Origin of the sequence: Rhabdochromatium marinum, from assembly GCF_016583795.1 — a bacterium.
In the GTDB taxonomy this organism is placed as follows: domain Bacteria; phylum Pseudomonadota; class Gammaproteobacteria; order Chromatiales; family Chromatiaceae; genus Rhabdochromatium; species Rhabdochromatium marinum.
On record NZ_NRRS01000010.1, the window covers coordinates 1 to 22,596 of the forward strand.

General features: G+C 59.3%; 19 protein-coding genes. 14 read left to right on the forward strand and 5 right to left on the reverse strand.

What is annotated here, in order from left to right; translation table 11 throughout:
* The first annotated feature begins 460 nt into the window (after nucleotides 1-460).
* The 8 genes from rimP (at nucleotide 461) to CKO36_RS04680 (ending at nucleotide 11,312) form a co-directional block, all read left to right on the forward strand.
* Nucleotides 461-919 (forward strand): ribosome maturation factor RimP, encoded by a 459-nt coding sequence (gene rimP / locus CKO36_RS04645; protein ID WP_200281187.1) that lies wholly within the window; start codon nucleotides 461-463, stop codon nucleotides 917-919.
* A gap of 59 nt (nucleotides 920-978) precedes the next feature.
* Nucleotides 979-2,610, forward strand: coding sequence for a transcription termination factor NusA (nusA, locus tag CKO36_RS04650; RefSeq protein ID WP_200281190.1), 1,632 nt, complete (start codon nucleotides 979-981; stop codon nucleotides 2,608-2,610).
* Between the two features lie 15 nt (nucleotides 2,611-2,625).
* The gene (gene infB / locus CKO36_RS04655; RefSeq protein ID WP_200281194.1) at nucleotides 2,626-5,529 is read left to right on the forward strand and encodes a translation initiation factor IF-2; all 2,904 of its coding nucleotides are present in this window, start codon (nucleotides 2,626-2,628) and stop codon (nucleotides 5,527-5,529) included.
* Nucleotides 5,530-5,596: 67 nt separating this feature from the next.
* Entirely contained in the window at nucleotides 5,597-6,019 is a 423-nt protein-coding gene (rbfA, locus tag CKO36_RS04660) for a 30S ribosome-binding factor RbfA (RefSeq protein ID WP_200281196.1), read from the forward strand.
* A gap of 5 nt (nucleotides 6,020-6,024) precedes the next feature.
* Nucleotides 6,025-7,011: a tRNA pseudouridine(55) synthase TruB gene (gene truB / locus CKO36_RS04665; protein WP_200281199.1), complete on the forward strand. Its 987-nt coding sequence runs from the start codon at nucleotides 6,025-6,027 to the stop codon at nucleotides 7,009-7,011.
* Between the two features lie 119 nt (nucleotides 7,012-7,130).
* On the forward strand, nucleotides 7,131-7,400 hold the full coding sequence (gene rpsO / locus CKO36_RS04670; protein ID WP_200281202.1) for a 30S ribosomal protein S15: 270 nt from the start codon (nucleotides 7,131-7,133) through the stop codon (nucleotides 7,398-7,400).
* Between the two features lie 160 nt (nucleotides 7,401-7,560).
* Nucleotides 7,561-9,669 (forward strand): polyribonucleotide nucleotidyltransferase, encoded by a 2,109-nt coding sequence (gene pnp, locus CKO36_RS04675; protein ID WP_200281205.1) that lies wholly within the window; start codon nucleotides 7,561-7,563, stop codon nucleotides 9,667-9,669.
* 119 nt (nucleotides 9,670-9,788) lie between these two features.
* The gene (locus CKO36_RS04680; protein ID WP_200281208.1) at nucleotides 9,789-11,312 is read left to right on the forward strand and encodes an alpha/beta hydrolase; all 1,524 of its coding nucleotides are present in this window, start codon (nucleotides 9,789-9,791) and stop codon (nucleotides 11,310-11,312) included.
* Between the two features lie 69 nt (nucleotides 11,313-11,381).
* Here the strand turns inward: CKO36_RS04680 and CKO36_RS04685 are convergent, their stop codons facing one another.
* Both CKO36_RS04685 and CKO36_RS04690 read right to left on the reverse strand, forming a co-directional pair.
* Nucleotides 11,382-11,666 carry a PilZ domain-containing protein gene (locus CKO36_RS04685; RefSeq protein WP_200281211.1) on the reverse strand — a complete coding sequence of 95 codons (285 nt, stop codon included), beginning with the start codon at nucleotides 11,664-11,666 and terminating at the stop codon, nucleotides 11,382-11,384.
* Between the two features lie 247 nt (nucleotides 11,667-11,913).
* Nucleotides 11,914-13,032, reverse strand: a complete 1,119-nt coding sequence (locus tag CKO36_RS04690; protein ID WP_200281214.1) for a hypothetical protein — start codon at nucleotides 13,030-13,032, stop codon at nucleotides 11,914-11,916.
* A 390-nt stretch (nucleotides 13,033-13,422) separates the two neighbouring features.
* On the opposite strand from CKO36_RS04690, the gene CKO36_RS04695 reads away from it, so the two are divergent.
* Nucleotides 13,423-15,315: an AAA family ATPase gene (locus CKO36_RS04695; RefSeq protein WP_200281217.1), complete on the forward strand. Its 1,893-nt coding sequence runs from the start codon at nucleotides 13,423-13,425 to the stop codon at nucleotides 15,313-15,315.
* A 348-nt stretch (nucleotides 15,316-15,663) separates the two neighbouring features.
* Entirely contained in the window at nucleotides 15,664-16,467 is an 804-nt protein-coding gene (locus CKO36_RS04700; RefSeq protein ID WP_200281220.1) for a putative metalloprotease CJM1_0395 family protein, read from the forward strand.
* Between the two features lie 7 nt (nucleotides 16,468-16,474).
* On the opposite strand, the gene CKO36_RS04705 is transcribed toward CKO36_RS04700, so the two are convergent.
* A complete protein-coding gene (locus CKO36_RS04705; RefSeq protein WP_200281223.1) occupies nucleotides 16,475-16,672 on the reverse strand; it encodes a YjfB family protein in 198 nt (65 codons plus the stop codon).
* A gap of 391 nt (nucleotides 16,673-17,063) precedes the next feature.
* Here CKO36_RS04705 and CKO36_RS04710 point away from each other — a divergent pair, with 391 nt between their 5' ends.
* The 3 genes from CKO36_RS04710 to CKO36_RS04720 all read left to right on the forward strand — a co-directional run bounded on the left by CKO36_RS04710 (nucleotide 17,064) and on the right by CKO36_RS04720 (nucleotide 19,724).
* Nucleotides 17,064-17,384: a hypothetical protein gene (locus CKO36_RS04710; RefSeq protein WP_200281226.1), complete on the forward strand. Its 321-nt coding sequence runs from the start codon at nucleotides 17,064-17,066 to the stop codon at nucleotides 17,382-17,384.
* A gap of 104 nt (nucleotides 17,385-17,488) precedes the next feature.
* A complete protein-coding gene (locus CKO36_RS04715; protein WP_200281229.1) occupies nucleotides 17,489-18,712 on the forward strand; it encodes an HDOD domain-containing protein in 1,224 nt (407 codons plus the stop codon).
* 145 nt (nucleotides 18,713-18,857) lie between these two features.
* Entirely contained in the window at nucleotides 18,858-19,724 is an 867-nt protein-coding gene (locus tag CKO36_RS04720) for an HDOD domain-containing protein (protein ID WP_200281232.1), read from the forward strand.
* 11 nt (nucleotides 19,725-19,735) lie between these two features.
* Here CKO36_RS04720 and CKO36_RS04725 read toward each other — a convergent pair whose 3' ends face one another.
* Nucleotides 19,736-20,530, reverse strand: coding sequence for an OmpA/MotB family protein (locus CKO36_RS04725; protein ID WP_200281235.1), 795 nt, complete (start codon nucleotides 20,528-20,530; stop codon nucleotides 19,736-19,738).
* 2 nt (nucleotides 20,531-20,532) lie between these two features.
* Nucleotides 20,533-21,645 (reverse strand): hypothetical protein, encoded by a 1,113-nt coding sequence (locus CKO36_RS04730; RefSeq protein WP_200281238.1) that lies wholly within the window; start codon nucleotides 21,643-21,645, stop codon nucleotides 20,533-20,535.
* A 466-nt stretch (nucleotides 21,646-22,111) separates the two neighbouring features.
* On the opposite strand from CKO36_RS04730, the gene CKO36_RS04735 reads away from it, so the two are divergent.
* Nucleotides 22,112-22,588, forward strand: a complete 477-nt coding sequence (locus tag CKO36_RS04735) for a hypothetical protein (protein WP_200281241.1) — start codon at nucleotides 22,112-22,114, stop codon at nucleotides 22,586-22,588.
* Nucleotides 22,589-22,596 lie beyond the last annotated feature (8 nt).

The following is a 22,596-nucleotide window of genomic DNA, read 5'->3' on the forward strand; positions in this document are numbered from 1 at the left end:
GAGGGTGAGAACAAGCCGGGCGTACCACAGCGCTTCTTTGTCGCGAGGTGTTCGCGTGCCGGTTGATTTTCAACGGCGGATCGGGGCCATCGCAACCGCTCGCCACAGAGGTCAGCGGGAATTGCTGCCCAGATCACACTTATCTTGCGCTCAGGAAGGCATGTCTGTATATTTTGACGGCTTAGGTTAGTGCGGTAGCCCGATATCGGGGCGCGCGCCTCATCGCTGGTCGATGAATCGCTGCGCACAGCCGCCGGGACATGCAAGATCGCCCGCCTGATGTACCCTGACCCACAGGGCGCTGCGGCGGTCAGGGAGCGATCCTAAAAACCCCGTCATCGGGGTTTTTTTATGATCTTAGAGCCGGTTGCTGCCTAAGCGGGCAGTAATCAAGTACTGGGCGTTGCGCCCATTTTTTGTTTTTGGACTGGAGAGTTTCGGGCAAACCCGGGTAACTGTTATGCGTCAGGCCAATCCACAGCTGAGCGCGCTGGTCGGCGCGGTGGTCGAACCACTCGGCTATGAGCTGGTGGGCGTTGAGTATCTGGGGGGCGGACAGCACGCCGTGCTGCGGGTGTATATCGATCACCCGGATGGCATTACCGTCGATGACTGCGCGCTGGTCAGTCATCAGCTCAGTGGTCAGTTCGATCTCGAAGACCCGATTCCTGGTCAGTATGAGCTTGAGGTGTCTTCGCCGGGGCTTGACCGACCTTTGTTTACGGTGGAGCAGTTGCAGCGGTTTCAGGGGCAGCGCGCGCGAGTGCGCCTGGCGGAGAAACGCGCCGGGCGGCGCAACTTTGAGGGCGTACTGGGGGCTGTGGTAGATGACGAGCTACATCTGGAGCTCGACGATGGCGAGGTTGAGTCCTGCCCGCTGGCGCTGATTGAGCGCGCGCGGCTGGTACCACAGTTTTGATTCAAGGCACCCGGCACCGTCGTTACAGGTTGTGGGTTGGTTGATCGCGGATATCACGCATGAGCAAAGAGATTCTGTTGGTGGTCGAGGCCGTCTCGAACGAGAAAGACGTGGCCAAGGAGATTATCTTCGAGGCGATGGAGGCGGCGCTGGCCTCGGCGACACGCAAAAAACATGGTGGCGACATGGATGCGCGGGTCAGTATTGACCGGCACTCGGGTGACTATCGAACCTTCCGCCGCTGGGAGGTGGTGGCCGATCCCGATGGCACCCCTCTGGAGGCGCCTGAGCGGCAAATTACCTTCTCCGCCGCCTCCGAGCTGGAACCTGGCATCGAACTCGGTGGCTTTATCGAGGAGGAAATCGAGTCCGAGCTGTTCGGGCGCATCGCCGCACAGACAGCTAAACAGGTCATCGTGCAGAAGGTGCGCGAGGCCGAGCGGGCCAAAATTGTCGAGGCCTTTCGTGATCGTGAGGGCGAGCTGGTCACCGGCATCGTCAAGAAAGCCGAGCGCAATACCATTGTGCTGGACTTGGGCGGTCATGCTGAGGCGCTGGTGCCGCGCGATCAAATGATTGCGCGTGAGACGGTACGCCCCGGGGATCGCCTGCGCGGACTGCTATATGAAGTGCGCGCCGAGATGAAAGGGCCGCAGTTATTCGTCAGCCGTACCGCTCCGGATTTGCTCATTGAGCTGTTTCGGCTGGAGGTGCCCGAGGTTGGCGAGCGCACCATTGAAATTTTGGGCGCCGCGCGCGACCCGGGGCTGCGGGCCAAAATTGCCGTACGCACCTTCGATCCGCGCCTCGATCCGGTTGGTGCCTGCGTCGGAATGCGCGGCTCGCGCGTGCAGGCGGTTTCCAATGAACTCAATGGTGAGCGAGTCGATATTATTCTTTGGGACGAGAATCCGGCGCAATTCGTGATCAATGCCATGTCGCCGGCGGATGTCGTCTCCATCGTGATTGATGAAGACGCTCACAGTATGGACGTGGCCGTCAAGGAGGAGAATCTTTCCCAGGCCATTGGACGGGGCGGGCAGAACGTGCGCCTGGCCAGTCAGTTGACCGGCTGGGAACTCAATGTGATGAGTGAAGCCGATGCCGCCGCCAAGAATGAGGAAGAAGGGCAGCGGCTGGTCGATCACTTCGTTGCTCAGCTTGAGGTGGATGAGAGCGTCGCCGCCGTGCTGGTCGATGAGGGCTTTACCACCATCGATGAAGTGGCCTATGTCCCGGTGGAAGAACTGCAAGCCATTGCCGAATTTGATAATGATATTGTTGAGCTGCTGCGCCAGCGTGCCAAGGAACGGGCGCTAAGCCAGGAAGCCACTGCCAGTGATGACAGTGGTGACGAAGCCAGCGAGGCTGAGGCTGATATCGGACTTGACGCCCTTGAGTCAGACGCAGCCTCGGAACCGCCGGAAACGACGCCTGAAGTTGCCGGGCCGGCAACGGCCAAACTCAGTGCGGAACTGCTCGCGCTGGATGGCATGGATGAGGCTCTGGCGGAGGAGCTGGCACGGCGCCAAGTGACCAGCATGGATGACCTGGCCGAACAGTCGGTCGATGAACTGATGGACATCGATGGCATGAATGAACAGCGTGCGGCAGCACTGATTATGAAAGCGCGCGAGCCCTGGTTTGCTGAGTCAAAGCAAGACTCGAAACCTCAGTCGAATCAGGATTAGCCCGCGGAGGTGCGAATGACGAGCGAAGTCACGGTCAGACAGCTGGCCAACACAGTTGGTATCCCAGTGGAGCGATTGCTCACGCAGTTGCGTGACGCGGATATCCAGGTGGCAGATGCCGAGGCGACCATTACCGAGCAGGAAAAAAAGCAACTGCTGGGATTTTTGCGGCGCAGTCATGGCAAGCCGGATGAGGAGGAAGCGGCGCCCAAACGTAAGGGTGGTGGCAGTGAGTCACGCCAAAGCGCGGCACCGCAGCGTTCAGGTGCTGGGTCACGACCGACGGTCAGCCCACGTGGAGGCAGCGGCCAGCGCGGCAGTGGCAAGACGGTCAGTGTCGAGGTCAAGCGTAAACGCAGCTATGCGCGCGGCGGCGAAGCCGAAAGCACGGCATCGGGCCGAGGCACCGCGCGCCAGACGCTGCCGCAATCGGCCGCTGGTCGCCGTCGCCCGGACAGTTCAGAGTCGAGGCGTGCCCCGACCCGAGCGCGCGACCCCGGGGCCGAGGCGCGCCGGCGGGCCGAGCTCGAAGCACGTCGGGCCGAGGAGGAAGCGCGACGGCTGGCGGAGCGCGAGGAACTTGAGCGCCAGGAACGTGCGGCTGAGGCACAGCGACGCAACGAAGAGGAAGCCCGTCGCAAAGCCAAGGAGGAGGCCCGCCGTCAGGCTGAGGAACAGGCTCAGCAGGCGCGTCTGATGGAAAAGTCCGCCACCCACGCAGCCGACGACGCTGTCACGTCCCCGGATGACGTTCCCAGCGATGTTCCCGATGCCGCCCTGGACACACCTCTGGATGACACCACAGGTGACGGGGCGGAGGCCGTGCTTGACACCCCGGTCGATGAGTTGGCCAGCGAGAAAACCCGCAGCCGCAAAGCACCCAAGAAAAGCGCTGAACGCGGCGACAAGGACAAGCTGAGCAGCAAAGACAAATCGGGCAAGGAAAAGGCCGTCGAAAAAGAGAAGCCCGCCAAGAAAGGCGCGCGCAAAGACCCCGGTCGCGGCAAGCGACTCGATACCGATGTGGTTCTCGAAGACGACAGCAGCAGCGATGATGATGCCGTGCTCAGCAGCCGCCCGGCTGTGCGGCGACGCAAAAAGCCAGCCAAGGCGCAACTGCAGGACAAGCATGGCTTCCAGCGCCCGACCGCGCCTGTGGTGCGCGAAGTCGAAATTCCCGAGGCCATCTCGGTGGGCGATCTGGCCGCGCGCATGTCGGTTAAGGCCTCGCAGGTGGTCAAGGAGTTGTTCAAGCAGGGGGTGATGGTCACCATCAACCAATTGCTTGACCGCGATACCGCGACCATCGTGGTTGAGGAAATGGGCCATACCGCCATTGAGGCCAAGGATCGCGATGCCGAGGACACTCTGCTCGCCTATCTTGAAGCCGAAACCGAGAAAGCCACTCGGAGTCCGCGTGCGCCTGTAGTCACCATCATGGGTCACGTCGATCATGGCAAGACCTCGCTGCTCGATTACATCCGGCGCACCAAGGTGGCTGCTGGTGAGGCAGGCGGCATTACCCAGCATATCGGTGCCTATCATGTCACCTCCGAACGTGGCACGGTATGTTTTCTCGACACCCCCGGCCATGCTGCGTTCTCGTCGATGCGGGCGCGCGGCGCCGAGGTCACTGACCTGGTGATCTTGGTGGTCGCTGCCGACGATGGCGTGATGCCACAGACCGTTGAGGCCATTCAGCACGCGCGCGCCTCCCAGGTGCCAGTGGTGGTGGCGATCAATAAAATCGACAAACCCGATGCCAACCCGGATCGGGTCATGCAGGAACTGTCGCAACATGAGGTCGTTCCCGAGGAATGGGGTGGCGATACCATGATGGTGCAGGTATCGGCTAAAAGCGGAGATGGCATTGATGATCTGCTGGATGCCATCCTGTTGCAGGCTGAGGTTCTGGAGCTGGAGGCGCCGGTCGATGGTTCGGTGCATGGCACCATTGTTGAGTCCAGTCTCGACAAAGGGCGCGGCCCAGTCGCCACTGTTCTGGTGCAGTCAGGCACGCTGCACACCGGCGATATGATTGTCAGTGGCTCGGAGTACGGCCGGGTGCGGGCAATGTTCGATGAGGCGGGGCGTGCCGTGAAGCAAGCTGGCCCCTCGACCCCGGTGCAAATTCTAGGACTCTCCGCCGCGCCCAATGCCGGGGATGATGTCATTAGTGTGACGGACGAGAAGCGCGCGCGCGAAGTCGCCGAACTGCGGTCCGCGCGTGATCGCCAGTCCAAGATTGATGCTCAGGGTGTCGCCAGCCTGGATTCGCTCTTCGGGCAGTTGAAGGCGGGTGAACGCAAGAGCGTCAACATCATCCTCAAGGCCGACGTGCAGGGCAGTCTGGAAGCGCTGAAGGACAGCCTGCTCAAGCTCAGCAATGACGAAGTTAAGGTCAGCATTGTCGGCTCCGGTGTCGGTGGTCTGACCGAGTCGGACGCCAACCTGGCCATTACCTCCAATGCCATTTTGCTCGGCTTCAATGTGCGAGCCGATGCCGCCGCGCGGCGCACCATTGAGGAAAAAGGTCTGGATCTGCGTTATTACTCAGTGATTTATGAGCTGATTGATGATGTCAAAAAGGCCATTTCCGGACTCCTGAGTCCCATCGTTACTGAAGAAATCATCGGCCTGGCTACGGTGCGCGATGTATTCCGTTCTTCGAAGTTTGGCGCCATTGCCGGCTCCATGGTCGCCGAGGGCGTCATTCGCCGCAACAGCCCGATTCGCGTGCTGCGCGACAATGTCGTGGTCTATGAAGGCGCGCTGGAATCCCTGCGGCGCTTCAAGGACGATGTGCAGGAAGTCAAGGCGGGTACTGAATGCGGCATTGGCGTGAAGAACTACAACGATGTCAAAGTCGGCGATCAGATCGAGGTGTTTGAACGCACGGTGCGAGCGCGGGAGCTATGATGCAGGGACGACAGAACCAACCTGCAAGGCCATTCGCCCGACCTGACGTGCGCCTGGAGTCCTGTCCATGAGCCGCGACAACGGTCGGGATTTCCAGCGCAGTGAGCGGGTTGGGGCGGAACTTTTGCGTGGGCTGACAGTGATTTTGCGTGACGAGGTCAAGGATCCGCGACTGGGGAGCGTCACCTTGCAGGAGGTGCGCGTCAGTCGCGATCTGTCCTATGCCAAAGTCTATTTCACCTGTTTTCCGCTCGATGAAGACAGCGTAGCGCGCGAGGCACTGCTCAATGGCCCACTGGCCGGCTTTCTGCGCCATGCGCTGGCGCGCACTGAACGCCTGCGCACCATTCCTCAGCTGCGCTTTGTGCATGATGAATCCATTCACCACGGCGAACATCTGACGGCTCTGATCGACGAAGCAGTGGCGGCGATTCCTCCAGAGCATCGGTCCCCGGAGTCATCACCAGTCGCTGACCAACAGAACCACTAGTATCCATGGCAAGACGACGCAAACAGGGTCGCAAGGTCGCCGGCATTCTGCTGCTCGACAAACCCCTCGGGCAGACTTCCAACCACGCACTGCAGCGGGTGAAGCATCTGTTTCAGGCCGCCAAGGCCGGTCATACCGGCAGTCTCGACCCCTTGGCCACCGGCCTGTTGCCGATCTGCTTGGGCCACACCACCAAGTTTTCGGGCTTTTTGCTCGACGCGGATAAACGCTATCGGGTACGCGTGCGCTTAGGTGAGACCACCGCCACGGCCGACGCCGAAGGCGAGATTCTCGAGCGCAAGCCCACCGATGGGGTGACAGAAGCGGCCGTGCGCGCCTGTGTGGAGCGCTTTCTCGGCGACATCGAACAGCTGCCACCGATGTATTCGGCCGTCAAGCATCAGGGCCAGCGGCTGTATAAGCTTGCTCGCGAGGGGCGCGAAGTCGAACGCCAGCCGCGCGTAATTCGAATTCACCGCATGGAGCTCACGGAGTTCGCCCTGCCGGATATCGAGCTTGACGTGCATTGCTCCAAAGGCACCTATGTGCGCACCCTGGCCGAGGATATCGGTCACGATTTGGGCTGTGGTGGTCATGTCGTCGGCCTGAGGCGCACCGGTGTCGGCCCCTACATCGAAGGCGACACCCATTTCGTGACGATGGATGAGCTGCTGGCTTTGGCCGAGGCTCCCGCAACAGAAACTCAGTCGCAGGACGTTGAGTCCGCCGAAGCGGATGGCCGTGCCTCTGAGCGCGCCGAGCGCCTGGAACGCCTGGATGCGCACCTGCTGTCGCTCGATACCGCACTCGGACATTGTCCAGCCCTGCGCCTGTCGGCAGATGCGGCCTTCTATCTCGCGCAGGGTCAGCCGGTGCTGGTACCCCAGGCACCAACCGAAGGTCTGGTGCGGCTCTATGACCAGTCCGAACGCTTTTTAGGCGTCGGGAGTATTCTCGACGATGGACGGGTGCAGCCCAAGCGACTGGTCTGAGCGACGCCCGTTTGCCATAGAAGTTTTTGCTATTAAAGTTATTTCACCCCCGAGCCGGTCTTCCTGAAGTCATTGTTGGGAAGACAGCAGCATTCGCAACCCCACACAGGAGACCCACAATGACCATGACCGCCGACGACAAACGTCAGATCATCGCCGAGCATGCGCGCGGCACCAACGACACCGGCTCGCCCGAGGTGCAGGTCGCCCTGCTCACGGCGCGCATCAAGCAATTGACCGGTCACTTCAGTGAGCACAAGCACGATCATCATTCCCGTCGTGGTCTGGTACGCATGGTCAATGCGCGGCGCAAGTTGCTGGATTACCTCAAACGCAAGGATATTGATCGCTATCGCGCCCTGATTCAAACGCTCGGCCTGCGTCGATAATAGCGCTTGGCACGGCGGTGCAGGCGCAGACATGCCCGGCCGCCGTGTTAAACGCCAAGCGCCCCCGACCTTACCCTGCGGTTGTATCGCAAGGCCATCGGCTTGTGCGCAGTCAGCCTTCCTTCAGACCCAGCGACAGACCTAGCGAGGCTCCTTTCTAGTGACTCATCTCATCAAGACCTTTCAATACGGCGACCAGACTGTCACGCTTGAGACCGGCGAAATCGCCCGCCAGGCGGACGGCGCGGTTCTGGTTAATGTCCACGATACCGTGGTGCTGGTGACCGTGGTGATCGACAAGCGCGCAACTGTGGAGAAAGACTTTCTCCCACTGACGGTTGATTATCAGGAAAAGACCTATGCCGCCGGACGGATTCCCGGTGGATTTTTCCGCCGTGAAGGCCGCCCCAGCGAAACCGAAATTCTGACATCCCGGCTGATTGACCGTCCCATCCGTCCGCTGTTTGCCGCCGGCTTTGGTCGCGAAGTGCAGATTATTGCAACGGTCAAATCGCTGAATCCGGCGGTCAACCCTGAAGTGCCGGCCCTGATTGGCGCCTCAGCGGCGCTGGCGATCTCCGGAGCACCCTTTAACGGCCCCATCGGTGCGGCACGGGTTGGCTACAAAAATGGCGAATACCTGCTCAATCCGGCCATGATTGGCCTGACCCCGGACAGCGATCTCGACCTGATTGTCGCCGGTACCGAACAGGCGGTGCTGATGGTGGAATCCGAAGCGCGTGGGCTGTCAGAAGAAGTGATGCTGGGGGCGGTGCTGTTTGGCCATGAGCAGATGCAGGCGGCCATCACCGCGATTAAGGAATTGGCCGCTGAGGTCAACAAGCCGCCGCTGGAGTGGACACCAGCCTCCGATGATGCCGAACTGGCCGAGCGCGTCAAGGCGCAAGCGGCGGAGGGCCTGGGCGAAGCCTATCGCATCAAGGACAAGATGGAGCGCTATCAGGCACTTGATCAGGTGCGCAATCCACTCTATGAAGCGCTGGCCGGAGAGGAGTCAGACTGGTCGCAGGCGGAAGTCTATGCGATGGTCGAAAAACTGGAAAAAGACATTGTGCGCGGTCGCATTCTGCGCGGTGAGCCGCGCATTGACGGGCGCGACACCAAGACCGTACGCCCGATCAGCATTCGCACCGGCGTGCTGCCGCGTACCCATGGCTCGGCGCTCTTTACCCGTGGCGAAACCCAGGCACTGGTGGTCACCACCCTGGGCACCGAGCGCGACTCGCAGATTATCGACGCCCTGGATGGCGAGCGTCGCGAGCCCTTCATGCTGCACTACAACTTTCCGCCCTTCTGCGTCGGTGAGATCGGCCGGGTGGGCAGTCCCAAGCGCCGTGAGATCGGCCATGGTCGGCTGGCCAAGCGTGGCGTCATGGCAGCCATGCCCAGCTTGGAGGAATTTCCCTACTCGGTGCGGGTGGTCTCGGAGATCACCGAATCCAATGGCTCCAGCTCCATGGCTAGCGTGTGTGGAACCAGCTTGTCGCTGATGGATGCCGGGGTGCCCATCAAGAGCCCGGTGGCTGGTGTAGCCATGGGCCTGATCAAGGAAGGCGATGACTTCGCCGTGTTGACCGACATCATGGGCGACGAGGACCACCTCGGCGACATGGATTTCAAGGTTGCCGGTACCGCCGAGGGCATCAACGCCCTGCAGATGGATATTAAGATTGAGGGCATCACCCGCGAGATCATGCAGCAGGCGCTAGCGCAGGCTAAGGATGGGCGCATGCATATTCTCGGTGAGATGAACAAAGTCATTGATCATCACCGCTCGGAAATGTCTGAGCATGCTCCGCGTATCATTGAGTTCAAAGTGCATCCCGAGAAAATTCGCGATGTCATCGGCAAGGGCGGCTCGACCATCCGTGCCATCACCGAGGAAACCGGCGCCACCATCGACATCAACGACGAAGGCGTGGTCAAGATCTTCTCGGTACAGAAATCCGCTGGCGAGGAGGCCAAGAAACGCATCCGTCTGATCACCGCTGATGTTGAGGTTGGCAAGATCTACGAAGGCAAGGTGGCTCGTCTGATGGATTTCGGCGCCTTTGTCACCATTCTGCCAGGTCGCGACGGTTTGGTGCACATTTCGCAAATCTGCGAAGAGCGCGTGCAGAGTGTCAGCGATAAGCTCTCCGAGGGCGATCAGGTGCGGGTGAAGGTGCTGGAAGTCGACAAGCAGGGACGGATTCGCCTGAGCATGAAAGCACTCACGGATGAGGAACGCGTGACACCGCTGACCTGAGTCCAGTGACCCGAGACCATTAATCTGAGTGAGGTGCACTGGCTATGACCGCCGAGGCTGACCGGAACCCATCCGTGCCGGAGCGTCCGTGCTGGCGGCCATGGCACGGAGTACCTTTGATGCTGGGACTGGCCGCCGTGCTCTATGGCGGCTGGATGTTGTTTGGCATGGCGGCCGGCATCAAGACCACTCACCTACGGGTGGACGATCTGCCCATCACCCTCTATCAGGCACGGGACCAGGGCGACGGCCCGGTTCCGGCCGTCGTGATTGCGCACGGCTTTGCCGGCTCGCATCAGCTGATGCGCTCCTTCGCGCTCAATCTGGCGCGCAATGGATATCTGGCGGTGAGCTTCGACTTCCCCGGCCATGGCCACAACAGCGCCCCTCTCGGTGGCAGCCTGGGCTCTCCGGAGCGCCTGACCTCCCTGCTGGATGCACTGAGCAAGACTGTGGATGTGGCTGAACAGCACGCACATGGCGGCAGGCTGGCCTTGCTCGGTCACTCAATGGCTGGGGATGTGTTGGTGAATTATGCCAAGACACATCCTCAAGTCACCGCAATCGTTGCCGTTTCGCCCTATCTGTCTGAGCCAGTGGGCGCGGACTTTGCCCCAAATTTGCTGTTTGTCTACGGCGCCTATGAACCTGAGATGATTCATGCGCAGGGTCGGGAGTCAATGGAAGAGGTGGTTGCGGCACCGGTGGCACTGGAGACCACCTATGGCGATCCGGTCAAGGGCGGTGCACGACGCCTGGTCATGGCTGCTGGCGTGGAACATATTGGCGTGCTCTTTAATGCTCAGACGCAACGCGAAGCGTTGGACTGGCTGGATGCCAGTTTTGCCCGACGCGCGCCAACACAGAAACCGACGCGTCCGATCCTAACCGCCGGCGCGGGGCTGGCCTGGTTTTACACCGGGCTCTGCCTGCTCGCCTGGCCGCTATCCCTGCTGTTGCCGCCCATGGCCAACCGCCCGCTGGGCGCGGGATTGCGCTGGCGCCCGCTAACCATTGCAGCGCTGATACCCGCGCTTCTGACACCGGTACTGCTCTGGCCCATGCCGAACGATTTTCTGCCGCTGTTGATTGGTGATTATTTGGCGCTGCACTTTATGGTGTATGGCGTGCTGACCTGGGCCGTGCTGGCCTACCTGGGGCGGTTGCCGGATCGAGCGGTTGTGATGGATGGCTTGCGTGCCAGTTCGCCTGCGGTTCTCGCTGGTGGCGTGCTGGTCTGGTTGCTCTACGCCGTGGGTGCGTTTGGCTGGTCAACGGATCATCTGGTGGCAAGCTTTTTCCCACCGCTTGGGCGTCTGCCCAGCTTGTTGGCGCTCTTATTTGGCACTCTGCTATATGCCAGCGCCGATGCCTGGATGGTCCATGGCGCAGGGAGCGCACGTGGCGCGGTACTCCTGACCAAGGGGCTGTTTCTGGTGTCGCTGGCGTTGGCTGTGGTGCTGAATCTAAACGAGCTGTTCTTCCTGGTAATTATTGTCCCGGCGATTCTGCTGCTATTTATCGTCTACGGATGGCTGGATTTTCTCTCGTATCGGCGCACCTGGCAGCCGTGGCTGGGCGCCTTGGCCAGCGCCCTGGTGTTCGCCCTGAGCATCACGGCAACCTTTCCGGTTGTGGCCTGATTGCTGGCACCGGGAATGGCCCGTTAGCCATAGAGAGCCCGGGCCTGAAGAAGCGATGCGGGACGCAGCCTATGCGTCGAATTCAAAAGCAACCAGCTTACCCTGGTCGTCATCGATAATGCGCACGACATGGCCGCGCTTAATCAGCGGTTCGATCCGTCGGCTGGTGCCATGAACAGCAAACTCCAGCAGGTCACCCGCCGCGAGCGGAATGCTGGCATAGAAGCTGCATCCACCCGCACTGAGATCAACTAATTTGACCTCGGTGGTGGAGCGGTTGTCGAGATGCGTGATGCTGGCACTGGTGTCTGCTGAAAGGCGCATGAAGCTGCGGCGCTCGTCGTTTTGCATCATGGGGCTGTCCTCTATTTCAAATCAATGCATGCAGATCTGAAGTCCGAATGGGTACACTGAAACCGGCGGAGTGGCGGTATGCCGTCTGCCGCCGGCTTAACCAATAATACCTGCAAACCGCCGCGCACGGACAATGCGGCGCACAGAATTTGTGCACCAGCGCGCAACAGACAAAAAAGCCCGACACCGGGTTGAACCGGGCCAGGCGGTTGGACGCAGAGGACGGGAATAGCCAGCTCGCAGCGACTCAGACAGCCAGATCGATTTGCTGCACGGTGCCAGATGCGCCCTGTTCGGAGAGAAAGACGCCAGATGAGCGTACCTGTCCCAACAGGTTATTGTCCTGATCTTTAAGCTCGAAGGGGCTGGTCACATGGCCCAGGTAAATGGCGCCAACGCCGCGCTCGCCAAGCCCAACGAGCTGATCCTGACCATCGGCAGTTTTTGACCAGATGCGCAGATCCTTATAGATGCTGTCATTCTCGTCAATCCAGCCATTGCCGTCGTCATCGTATTCAGCCAGTTCAGCAAAGCCGGCGCCAGTGCTGGGACCAAAGAGTTCACGACCGTCATTGATCTTGCCGTCTGCGTTGCGATCCAGCGCGAGAAAGCCACTGTCGGGGCCAACAAAGGCTATCTGATCAGCACGACCATCCGAGTCGATATCAAACTCAAACCGAGTGCTGGTCAGTTCGGCGGCATTGCCATTAAAATTCAGCACCAATGGATCTTTGAGCTTGGGCTTGGTATCGCCGGCCCGAATGCTGACCGATTGCTCGCGCAGAAACTCGCGGCTCATGTTGAGTTCTACGCCAATATCAATGGTTTGACCATCGGCCGTGATGACTTGGCCCTGAGCGGAAAACTGGGTAGATTCCGCCTCATAGTGGCGCTCATAGTAGTCATACTCAATGCTAAAACCGGCGCTTTGATTTTCAGCCGATCCGGCGTTCGCCTGATTGTGCAGACGGTTGAGTTCAGCGGCTGTGGCTTCAGCATTCTGTTGAGCCTTTTCCATTTTTTTGGCGAAATCGCCGGGCGAAGCCATCACTAACTTCTTGCCGGTAAGGAACTCGAACATGCGCTTCAATAATGAGAGCTTGAGCTCATCTTCGCTGGTCAATTCCGGTTTACCCTCGTCCGTGCTGACAGCGGCAGAGGCCTTTTGGGGTTGCGAGGCTTGCGCGGCCCATGACAACTCAAGCTGATCCACCTGGCTGATGACGCTTGCTTGAGCACGGCCTGAGCCCCTGGCGTTGTCGGTGGGACGTTCGCCCACCCACAGATTCAGACGCTCATGGCGTTCATGTTCTTTAATCGCTTTGTGCTGACTTTGCAGCACCATATCCGAACTGGCTATTTTCATGGGCGGATCACCTCAGGTAGATCGCTGTCATTATGGCGACAGAGCGTCATAGCGCAGCTTTCACAACCCGAGGCTGCGCTCGCTCACAGGGTTTTGTTCTGTTAACGGACCTGACATGCAAAAGTTAAGCTGAATATCCGGTCGGCCCCCCGGATCATGCGAACATTTTGGGACAGGTCTGCAATGCCTGATATCGCAAGGACATCGCAGCCCAGTTTGACATTTGGGTTATAGTGGTTATTGGTTTAAGGCACTCTCAGCACGCATAGTGATGGTTTTCGTTCAATGGCTTCAGTGGGAACGTCAGGCGCCGCCTTGCGCCTGCCGCAAATCTGGTATCGCGCGTTCCAGCGGCTTGAATAACGGCCACCTCGCACCTGGTTGGTTGCCATGCCGCTGACTCCTGAATGCCTTGCCCAGCTTGGCTTGCAGACCGAGCCCTTTGACCCGGTGCCCGAGGAGGCGGCGCTTTATCGCGACACCCTGCTGGATGGCTTTGGCGATCTTGCCTTGCGCGCGCTAGCCGAACCCAGTGCCGTACTGATGCTTGCGGGTGTCGGCGGCGTGGGACGTAGCACGCAACTGCAACAAATCCTGAGCCTGCTGGGTGATGATATCGAACTGATTGCGTTTCGCGCCCGCCCCAGGGTAAATTTTGAAGCCATTGATGCCACGCTGCGCTTTCATCTGGGGGAACTGGGCAGCGCGGATTCGCACGCATCCCTGGTCCATCTGTTTGGTGAACGGTTGCGCGCCGGGCGAGTACTGATACTGGCGATTGATGATGCACATCTGCTCGCGCCCTCGGTACTGGAACAGTTTTTTGTGATACGCCGTCAACTGCTTGAGCGCCAAGGCGTGGCGATGCGTTTTTTTCTGGTCGGCGATCCGACCTTCGCTGGCAACCCGCTGCCCGGACTGGATGCTGAGGATGATGCGCGCACACCACGGCTGCATTTGCGAGCGTTCAATCGCGAGCAAACGCAAGCCTATTTATCTCATCGCCTGCGGGCGGCCGGGCATGCGCAACCGGAACGATTGGTCAAGCGCGACCTAGTCGAACGCCTGCATGGCGACAGCAGCGGACTGCCAAAGTTGCTCAATGCCCTAGCCCAGGAGTGGCTGGAAGCCTACTGCGAGCCGGGCGGGCCGGCGCTCACCCCAACAACCAACTCAAACTCAACAGCAGCGCTTCCTGCCGCTGCCGAGAGTCCTCCGGATGCTGAGGAGGAGCTGGCACCGCAGGATGCCATGGTCACAGCGATGGCAGCGCTAGAAGCCCTGCGCAATGCCTCGCGCGAGGCACTGCAAGAACCCGCCGCCGGCCAGATGGCGGACAGTCAATCCTCCCCCGCAACCTTTGCCCAGAGTCTCGCCGCCGCCCAAGCTGAAGAAACGGCTGATCCGCCACCAACCAGGCCGCGTCGCGCCAGAAAGTCGAAGTCTCGCTCCAAAACACAAGCCACGCGCATCCCCACGACCGTCCCCCTATGGAATCGCCCCTGGTTTGTACCGGGAGTCGCCCTGTTTAGTCTGTTGATCCTCCTGGTTCCCTTGCTTTGGCAACTGCCAGACTCGAACAACACGGGTGTATCCACCGCTGTGCGCTCAATCGACCCACCAGCAAATGCGCCTCAACCACGTCCACCGCTGGCTCCGGGTGTTCCCCGACTGACACCCGGGCGATCGGCGGAGCCGGAGCCTGCCACACCACCCTTGGTACAGCGTGAACTGGATGTTCCCTTGATTCTGTCTGGTGACACTGACCCAGCCCCCAGCATCGCGCAATCATGGGGAGGGGACCAGACGCCACCGCCTGCCTCGATACCTGCACAGACACCAGCACCAGCACCGATACCGGCAGACCAGGCAGATGCAACGGCCGAAACCAGCGCACGCCCGGCGGTGGAACCACCTCCACCAGCCTCGCCGCCAGCGGAAACTGTTGAGGAACGGGCGAACAATGACACGCCAATTGCCTCGAATGACGCAGGGCTAGATCGCGACTGGATCTTGCAACAGTCGGGCGATGCTTTCACGATTCAGTTGGCCGCCACGCGATCCCTGATTTCAGCACGACAATATGTACAGGGAGTAAGCGACTTTGATCTACACTTCGTTCCCACTCGGAGCCGTTCAGAAGACTTTGTTGTCATACTCGCCGGCGTCTATCCCGCGCGCGCGGCTGCTGAGCGCGCGCTGGCCAAGTTACCCGCCACGCTGCGCGAGCAGGGGTACTGGATTCGTTCCATTAGCTCGGTGCGACAGTCGTTGCGGGATTAGGGCGCACGGATGTTGAAGTGAACATTCAGTTCAAGTTGCGCTAAACCCGGGCCGTTAAGGTCTATTGCGGGTTAATGACCGACAGGGTTTTAGGTAGAGCAGGTGTTCTGAGCCTGCCGCAGCGAACAGGTTAGCGACATGCCAATTGGAATTAGCACATCTTCATATCATTACCTGCCTCCCGCAGCCTTAGGTGGCACAACAGCTGGACGCATCGGGCAAGCACCGAATTCGCCATCCGCCGCTCAACCGGTCTCCAAACCAGCGCAAACTCCTCCGCCTGCCACAATCATCAGCGCATCCTCCAGCCCCGTTCGAGTGGTCGAAGCAGGCACGGCGCTAGAAAGGATGTCGGCACAAAATCAAAGCCTCACCAATGCTGATCCCGATTCGGACCAAAAACCTGCATCCGTAGCAGCCGATGCAAACAATGCCGCTGAAAACGCTGACGCCGCTGAAGATTCTGACACTGCCGAAGCATCCCCCGCAGAAGCCAAAACCGAAAAATCGTCCCAGGAACTCACAACTGACGAGCAACGCGAGGTGCAGCAACTGCGTCAGCGTGACACAGAGGTTCGCGCCCACGAGCAGGCCCATGTTGCAGCGGGCGGCCGCTATGTAACCAAGGCGGCCAGCTATGATTACGAAATCGGTCCAGACAAACGGCGGTATGCGGTCGGCGGCGAGGTTTCGATTGACATCTCACCCGTGCCGGACGATCCGCAGGCGACTATGGAGAAGGCGCGTGTGATTCGGCGTGCGGCCCTGGCCCCAGCGGAACCTTCGCCCCAGGATCAGCGCGTGGCCTCAGAAGCGCAGCGCATGGAGGCACAGGCGCGTGCCGAGATGCTGCGCAATAACCAGTCCGAAGTCTTTGGATCCGATGAGAAAACGGCTGACCCAGTTGGTCAGACAGGTGGCTCAGAGGCTAAAGACTCAAGCGACTCCACAGCAGCATCCGCAAATTCGACCAGCCCAGACTCGGCCAGCGCAAGTGCAAGCATCGCGGATCGCTCACCACCCGCCGCCTCACCAGTGGCCGCGAGCCCAAGAATCAGTACCAGCGCACTCGACGCCAGCAACCGTCTGCAACAACGTGTCGCCGAGTTCTTTGCGGCGCCGCAAGGCGCCAGTCTGAGTCAATTTGCCTGAGGCCGCCTCAGACCATTACATCAACATATTGGCCGAGACCCCCCGGCTGTGGACTTTGCGCGATGCTTTGTATCAACGGCGCAACACCTAACACCTGCATGTCAAGTGCCTTGTTCAACACTGAGATATTAACGGCTTCGGCATTGTTGGTGTTATTGGTGTTAATCGCCAAGCTGGCGATCCCCGATACTGAAGCGATATCCATGGATGGTGGCTCCTAAAATCCAGACTCGCGAACCCACTGCTCTGGTGAGGCAAAACAACGGGCATCCGTCGGTATGCACTGACCTAAGGGCAGGTAAAAATTCCTTACCTAATTGCAGTTTAGCTGATGATCACCAAGATCGCATCCCCCATGATGCGAAGGACCGCCCACAGCCCTCCTGTTCGACGGCCAGAAGCCAGCACGAAGATCTTGTGGAAATGAGCGACTCCTGATAGAGTTTCTCTTGATATTCTCGCAACTGCATGTTCTATTGGATTTTATACCGCTTAATTTGGCGCCAGTGCAGCGCTGTCTGGCGCGACGGCCTGGGTTTAAGTTTGAACCTGATACGTCGTTACTTTAGTGAAGGCTTTTCCAGAGGGACAGTTTCATGATGCTTCATCAGGCCGCCGCCGATTCGTTCTGCTCTCCGCCCCTTGCGGCGGCCGAAGGTGCACAATCTCCCGCACTGGCGGCTGGCTTCCTGCCTGCATTCCGCCATGATCACGACGGGCAGGTACGGCTGTGCCTGCTCGATGACGGGCGCCTGTCAAGCGTACACCTGCTCGATTCGCTGCCAGCAACCTGGGTGGCAGAACGCGATGATCAGGGGCATCCCATGGTGTTGGTTGATCAGGTATCGGCCGGCTATCTACGCGGCGATCAGTTTTGGAGCATCGGGGAGCTGCGCCGTCCGCGGCTTGACAGCTAAAACCTTCGCAATTTCTCGTGTATGAGTTGTTTTTGCCTCACGGCTTGGCCGGTTCTTGCTAAACTATTGGCTTTAGGGTTAGCCAGACGGCTGGACATTGACTCATGTTGGAAGGCGTTACTCCATCGGCCGTGCTCGCGGAGATGGAACTCACCAAAGGGCTCCCTAAGCAGGAGCGCGCAGCAATTGCCGCGCATGCGAAATTGCTGCGCCTCGACCAGAACCGGCGGCTACTGCAAGATCAACTGAGCAATCAGCGCTTGTTTCTGGTCGATGGGAATGCCGTGCGCCTTTGCAATGGGATTGAGCGCGAGCTTGACAGCTGTCTCGGGCTCAGCGACCCGGTTGAGCTGTTTGAGGACACCAGCACCGGCGAGGATGCGATTGTCACCCAAACCCCCTGTCTGTTGCTGGCAGTTCCAACACAATACTTGCCAAAAACCGGCAACACGCGCGCGCAGGTAAAGGATATCGAACTCGATGATACCGAAGGCGAGTTTCTGGCCAACCTCTATGAGCAAATCAACTCCGATCAGCTGGAATTGCCCGCACGACCCGAGGTTGCGTTACGCATTCAAAAGCTGACCACCGACCCCGATACCGGGATCACAGAGCTGGTCGAGCTGATCCAGAGTGATGCCCCCCTGGCCGGCAGCCTGATCCATGCCACCAACAGCGCACACTACCGTGCCACTAAAGAAATTACCTCGGTTCGCGATGCCATTGTTCGCATTGGTTTTGCCAACATTCGCACCCTGGCCACCCATCTGGCGTTGCGCCAGGTGTTTGAGGCGCGGCGTCAGGTGACGCGCGAGGCCATGGCGGAAGTCTGGGCAAACAGTGTGCTGCGCTCAACCTACTGCCAGCTGCTGTCACAACGACTGAATCAGCTTGATCCAGATCGCGCCTTGCTGGCCGGGCTGCTGGCCGACGTCGGTGCTGTACCTATTATCCAGTTTTTCGATCAGTACGACAGCGAGGTGGGCGGAGCACCGGAACTCAAGGAGCTGCTCGAAAAACTGCTGAACGTGACGGGAATTCTGGTGATTAACTACTGGGAGCTGGGCTCCGATCTGGTAGCCGTGGCGGAACAAAGCACAAATTGGGATTATCAAGCCGCCGAACCCGATTATGCCAGCCTGAACATTGTCGCGCGCTGGGCGGCACTGGCGCGTTATGATCAGCCCCGGCCGCCGGCCGCCGAGGTACCGGCATTTTCAGTGCTGAACATGCAGCAACCACAGGCTAATGGCGTGGTGGCTGAGCTTGATGGAAGCGAAGCAACCCTGGAGCATTTGCAGGTTCTGCTTAACCCCGAGACTCCCTGAGCCAGGAAGTTCTGTTGACCAGCTTGTCTTCTTCAAGCCTTGCGGCGAGACTACAGGCGCGCGCCGGCTGGAAAAGCGGCCGCCCACTAGTGGATGTTTCAAACAACGGCGCACAACGCCCAAGGGAGGTTCTGTTTTGTCATCCATGACGATTGATTCGCTCGTCACATCCACCGGGAAGTTGCTAAGCATTCCGCGCGTGGTGGGCCAGGTCACGCGCCTGCTTGATGATGCGAATAGCGAGCAGGCCCAGATTGCCCAGACCATGGCACAAGACCCGGCCTTGGTCGCCATGCTGCTGCGGCTGGCCAATAGTGCGGCTTTCGCGCCCAGTCGCACGGTTGATTCAGTCGAACGAGCACTGGCGCTGCTTGGGCGCGAGCAAGTGCGGCGTCTGGTAATTGCCGGTGCCGTGACCGGCGCGGCGGATCGCCTGCCGAAACAGCAACTGCTGCCGTTGGAGTTTTTTTGGCGCCATTCGGCCTATTGCGCCGTGATCGCGCGTCTGTTGGCGCAAGGATCCGCACGCTCGCTTGAGGGGGTGGTTTTTTTGGGTGGTCTGCTGCACGACCTGGGCCAGCTGGTACTGTTTTCCGAGGTGCCGGAAGAAACCCAACGCGCCTTTCTTAACAGCCTGGGCGCTCCACAGGCACTTAACCCACAAACGGCGGAACACGATCAGCTGGGCTTCGATCATGCTCAGCTCGGCGGTGCGCTAGCCGAGCACTGGGAATTGCCAACCGTGTTGTGTGATATTTTGCGCTTCCACCATGAGCCGATGTCCGCACCCGAAAGTTCCCGTAAAGCCGTGGCTTTAGTGCACATTTCCAACACAGGGGCGCATCTCGCCGAATTGGATTCGCGCGACCTGGCCGATGCTCCACCGATCGATCCAAATGTATGGCCACTGCTGAATCTTTCACCCGATGCCCTAATGCCCGTGATTGAGCAAGCCCAATATCAGGTCTTGTCGGTCGAAGCCTTGCACGATTTAGCCCTGAGCGGCAGCTGAATGGCGTTGCTTTAGCGCTGCGTCGGATTTTTGACACCAATGGCTTCATCGGCTGGATGCATGGCGTCAGCCGGTGTGGCAGGGCTTTCCGGGGACGATGGCAGCAGACGCCCTGCAAGCAAACTGGCCTCGAAGTTGGTCAGCACGCTGAATTCCACCCGTCGCGAAGCTTCAGCATCTTCCATACCCTTGGCATCGAGCACTGGTCGCGATGACGACAAACCAACCGCCGCAACGCGGGAGCGAAACCAGGAGGCCTGCTGAAGGGATTCAATGCCATAAGCAAACCGCAGGACCTCCCGGGTACGCTCCTGGCTGAGTGCCATGTTGGCAAAGTAGGCCTCCAGCGGACTGCTGTCCGGTCCCCATTCGCTTGAGGTGTGCCCCTCAATGCGGATTTCGCGAATGACCTGACGAAAGGGCTCTAGTTGACCCAGGTAGCGGGGTAAAAAATCGCTCAAAATGGTTTCAAACTCAGGTTTAATGCGCGCGGAATTGCGATCAAATAACACTTCCGGTTCACGAAAGCGCAGCGTCAGGGTCGGGCGATCCAGCTCAGCATTCCAGCGCGGCAGATCGGTGCGAAATTCTTCTTCAAGGGCCAGATAGATCGCCTCGCGCAATTCTGCTGCGGTGAGACGTGCCTCTGTCTCCACCTGATGATCGCGCTCCAGCTGGACCATGTGGAGCAGCGCGATGAACAAAAAAATCATCATCAGCGAGGCCATGAGGTCAGAAATAACCAGCCAGTGGCTCTCGCCATCGGCGCCCGGGCCGGTTTCATCCTGGTTTGGCAGCGACAGCATGCTCACTGGCCTTGTCTCGTTTGAGATCGTTTGGTGTTTTGACTGCTACGCTGTGCGGGGGCCTGATTGGCAGGGGCTTGATTGGGCGCCCGACTGGGGGGTGGCTCGATGTAGGCGCGCTCGGTACTCTGCGCAGCCAGGACAGCGGTTTCAATACTTTCCAACATCGCCGTCAGCCGACTGTCCATGGCCGGGAAGGCTTCCTTGGCTTTGTCGCGCAGCTCAGCAATGGCACCGAGCAAGGCTTCCAGCTCCATGGTTTCACGCCTCAGGCTCGCCAGGGTGCTTTGTTGGTCCGCGACATGTTGCGAAATTTGCAAGGCTTGCTCGGTGAAGGATTTTAACGCCACCTCGGACTTGTTCACGCCGGCCGTAGCACGATCGAGCTGATCACCAAGGCTGGTCATGTGCTGGCGATATTGATCCTGCCATTGCAACAACTTGCCCACAGCACTGTCGAGACGCCGGAAATTCTCGCCAAACTGCGCGCCAAGTTTATCGTTAAAGTCGCGAATCACTTCCTCAAGCGCGGTCACTAGTTGACGGGTGCCCAGCTCACTGAGTTGCGCAGCAAAGTTGTCCAGCGCCGTGACCAGGTGCTGATGATGGGTCTCCAGGGTTGAGTTCAGGCGTTGGTCAAAACGATTCAAGCCTTCATTCAACGCCTTGGTGGCAGCGAGCTGTGCGGCCGCCAGTTCGAGCTGCCCCTGGCTGCCAGTTGCATGCTCTGTGTCCTGCACGCCGGTTCGGGACGCACTGCCCGCTTTAGCGCCCAGCACCAGCACCAGTCGCAGCACGGCACTGAGTGCAATACCGACAATACTGGTAAGAAAAGCCAGTTTGAGCCCTTCGAGCAACGTCGGAATACTGTTTTCGACCTGACTGACATCGAATTGCAGCAACCCGATGGCAATCCCCAGAAAAGTGCCGAGAATCCCAACAGTGGTCAGCAGCGTCGGCATGCTGTAAGCAAAAGGACTCGCATAGCCGCGAAAGGTCGTCAGCAGCGCCGTTACGAACATGAAAATCAACATCAGCGTGAAAAACCCGATCAACATAGTGGGATCGAGTCTGTTCAGTGTATTGATCAGACCAAGGGCGATGGGGTCAAACATAAGCGAATGAATGGACGCGAGAGCCGGTTGAATACCATAGACGGGCAGCGGGTGTGCGCACCCGAGACTGCGAAAACGCGCGCTGTTTGTGCGTTAACCTAAAAATAAAGCAGATTTAATGCCAAGATTATAAACGCTTGGTCACAAGTCGCCGGAAGGCAGGAGCGTATCCCAACGCGCCCAAGGCCGTCAGCCATTGCAAGGCACGGCTGTCGATACCTTGACGTTGTGCGCTTGCCAAGTTGCCCGGAACCGCCTCATGATACGCAAGAAAGCTGCGCACCGACGGCGAACGCAGCCCAGTGAAGTCAAAGGCTCGAAAGATGAGCTATACTAATAAGGTAAGAGAGCGTCAAAAACGCCAGCCTCAGTGCGGCTCTGGTCGCTTAAGCAGTCGCCAGCAGATCAGCCGCATGAGCGCAATGGAAAGGCAGCGTTTGCGCACAACAGATGGGAGGGCTTCACAATGATCGATGCACCCATTTATGTTCCCTTTGTACCCTATGGACGGCCCACGGGGTCTGAACGGCTTGGAGTCGGTCGCGTCAGCGCGATTCCTGAAACTGATCGCGCACTCAATTCGCCGGATCCAACCAGTGCCAAGGCAGCCTTTTCCGAGCGGCGCGCCGGCATTCAATCATCCCTCGCCGGGCAGCAGCCTGTCGCACGTAACCCGGTTCCCACCAACAGGCGCAGCTATGCTGAAGTGGCCGCCCGTTACCGTATCGCCGCTGGTGGAGATTCTGATTCAGGCAGCTGGTTTTACTCCTCCGACGCCTCTGCTACCCCTGGCACCGACAACAGTGGTGGCAGCCGAACAGAGGCAACTGCTCAGGAGGCCGCCAAGAAGTTAAGCAGCTATATGAGCCAGCGCGTCCAACTGAGCGTGCGTCTCACGCTTCCTTCTGAGGAGCCCAGTCGCCAACTGAGTATTTTGGTCTAACGAAAAAG

Excerpts from the sequence above, each read along its gene's own strand:
- CKO36_RS04700 (WP_200281220.1), top strand. The coding sequence starts at position 15,664 with ATGTCGGCACAAAATCAAAGCCTCACCAATGCTGATCCCGATTCGGAC.
- CKO36_RS04720 (WP_200281232.1), top strand. The coding sequence starts at position 18,858 with ATGACGATTGATTCGCTCGTCACATCCACCGGGAAGTTGCTAAGCATT.
- CKO36_RS04735 (WP_200281241.1), top strand. The coding sequence starts at position 22,112 with ATGATCGATGCACCCATTTATGTTCCCTTTGTACCCTATGGACGGCCC.
- CKO36_RS04705 (WP_200281223.1), bottom strand. The coding sequence starts at position 16,672 with ATGGATATCGCTTCAGTATCGGGGATCGCCAGCTTGGCGATTAACACC.
- CKO36_RS04695 (WP_200281217.1), top strand. The coding sequence starts at position 13,423 with ATGCCGCTGACTCCTGAATGCCTTGCCCAGCTTGGCTTGCAGACCGAG.
- CKO36_RS04710 (WP_200281226.1), top strand. The coding sequence starts at position 17,064 with ATGATGCTTCATCAGGCCGCCGCCGATTCGTTCTGCTCTCCGCCCCTT.
- CKO36_RS04680 (WP_200281208.1), top strand. The coding sequence starts at position 9,789 with ATGCTGGGACTGGCCGCCGTGCTCTATGGCGGCTGGATGTTGTTTGGC.
- CKO36_RS04715 (WP_200281229.1), top strand. The coding sequence starts at position 17,489 with ATGTTGGAAGGCGTTACTCCATCGGCCGTGCTCGCGGAGATGGAACTC.
- CKO36_RS04690 (WP_200281214.1), bottom strand. The coding sequence starts at position 13,032 with ATGAAAATAGCCAGTTCGGATATGGTGCTGCAAAGTCAGCACAAAGCG.
- rimP (WP_200281187.1), top strand. The coding sequence starts at position 461 with ATGCGTCAGGCCAATCCACAGCTGAGCGCGCTGGTCGGCGCGGTGGTC.
- rbfA (WP_200281196.1), top strand. The coding sequence starts at position 5,597 with ATGAGCCGCGACAACGGTCGGGATTTCCAGCGCAGTGAGCGGGTTGGG.
- rpsO (WP_200281202.1), top strand. The coding sequence starts at position 7,131 with ATGACCATGACCGCCGACGACAAACGTCAGATCATCGCCGAGCATGCG.
- infB (WP_200281194.1), top strand. The coding sequence starts at position 2,626 with ATGACGAGCGAAGTCACGGTCAGACAGCTGGCCAACACAGTTGGTATC.
- truB (WP_200281199.1), top strand. The coding sequence starts at position 6,025 with ATGGCAAGACGACGCAAACAGGGTCGCAAGGTCGCCGGCATTCTGCTG.
- CKO36_RS04725 (WP_200281235.1), bottom strand. The coding sequence starts at position 20,530 with ATGCTGTCGCTGCCAAACCAGGATGAAACCGGCCCGGGCGCCGATGGC.
- nusA (WP_200281190.1), top strand. The coding sequence starts at position 979 with ATGAGCAAAGAGATTCTGTTGGTGGTCGAGGCCGTCTCGAACGAGAAA.
- CKO36_RS04730 (WP_200281238.1), bottom strand. The coding sequence starts at position 21,645 with ATGTTTGACCCCATCGCCCTTGGTCTGATCAATACACTGAACAGACTC.
- CKO36_RS04685 (WP_200281211.1), bottom strand. The coding sequence starts at position 11,666 with ATGATGCAAAACGACGAGCGCCGCAGCTTCATGCGCCTTTCAGCAGAC.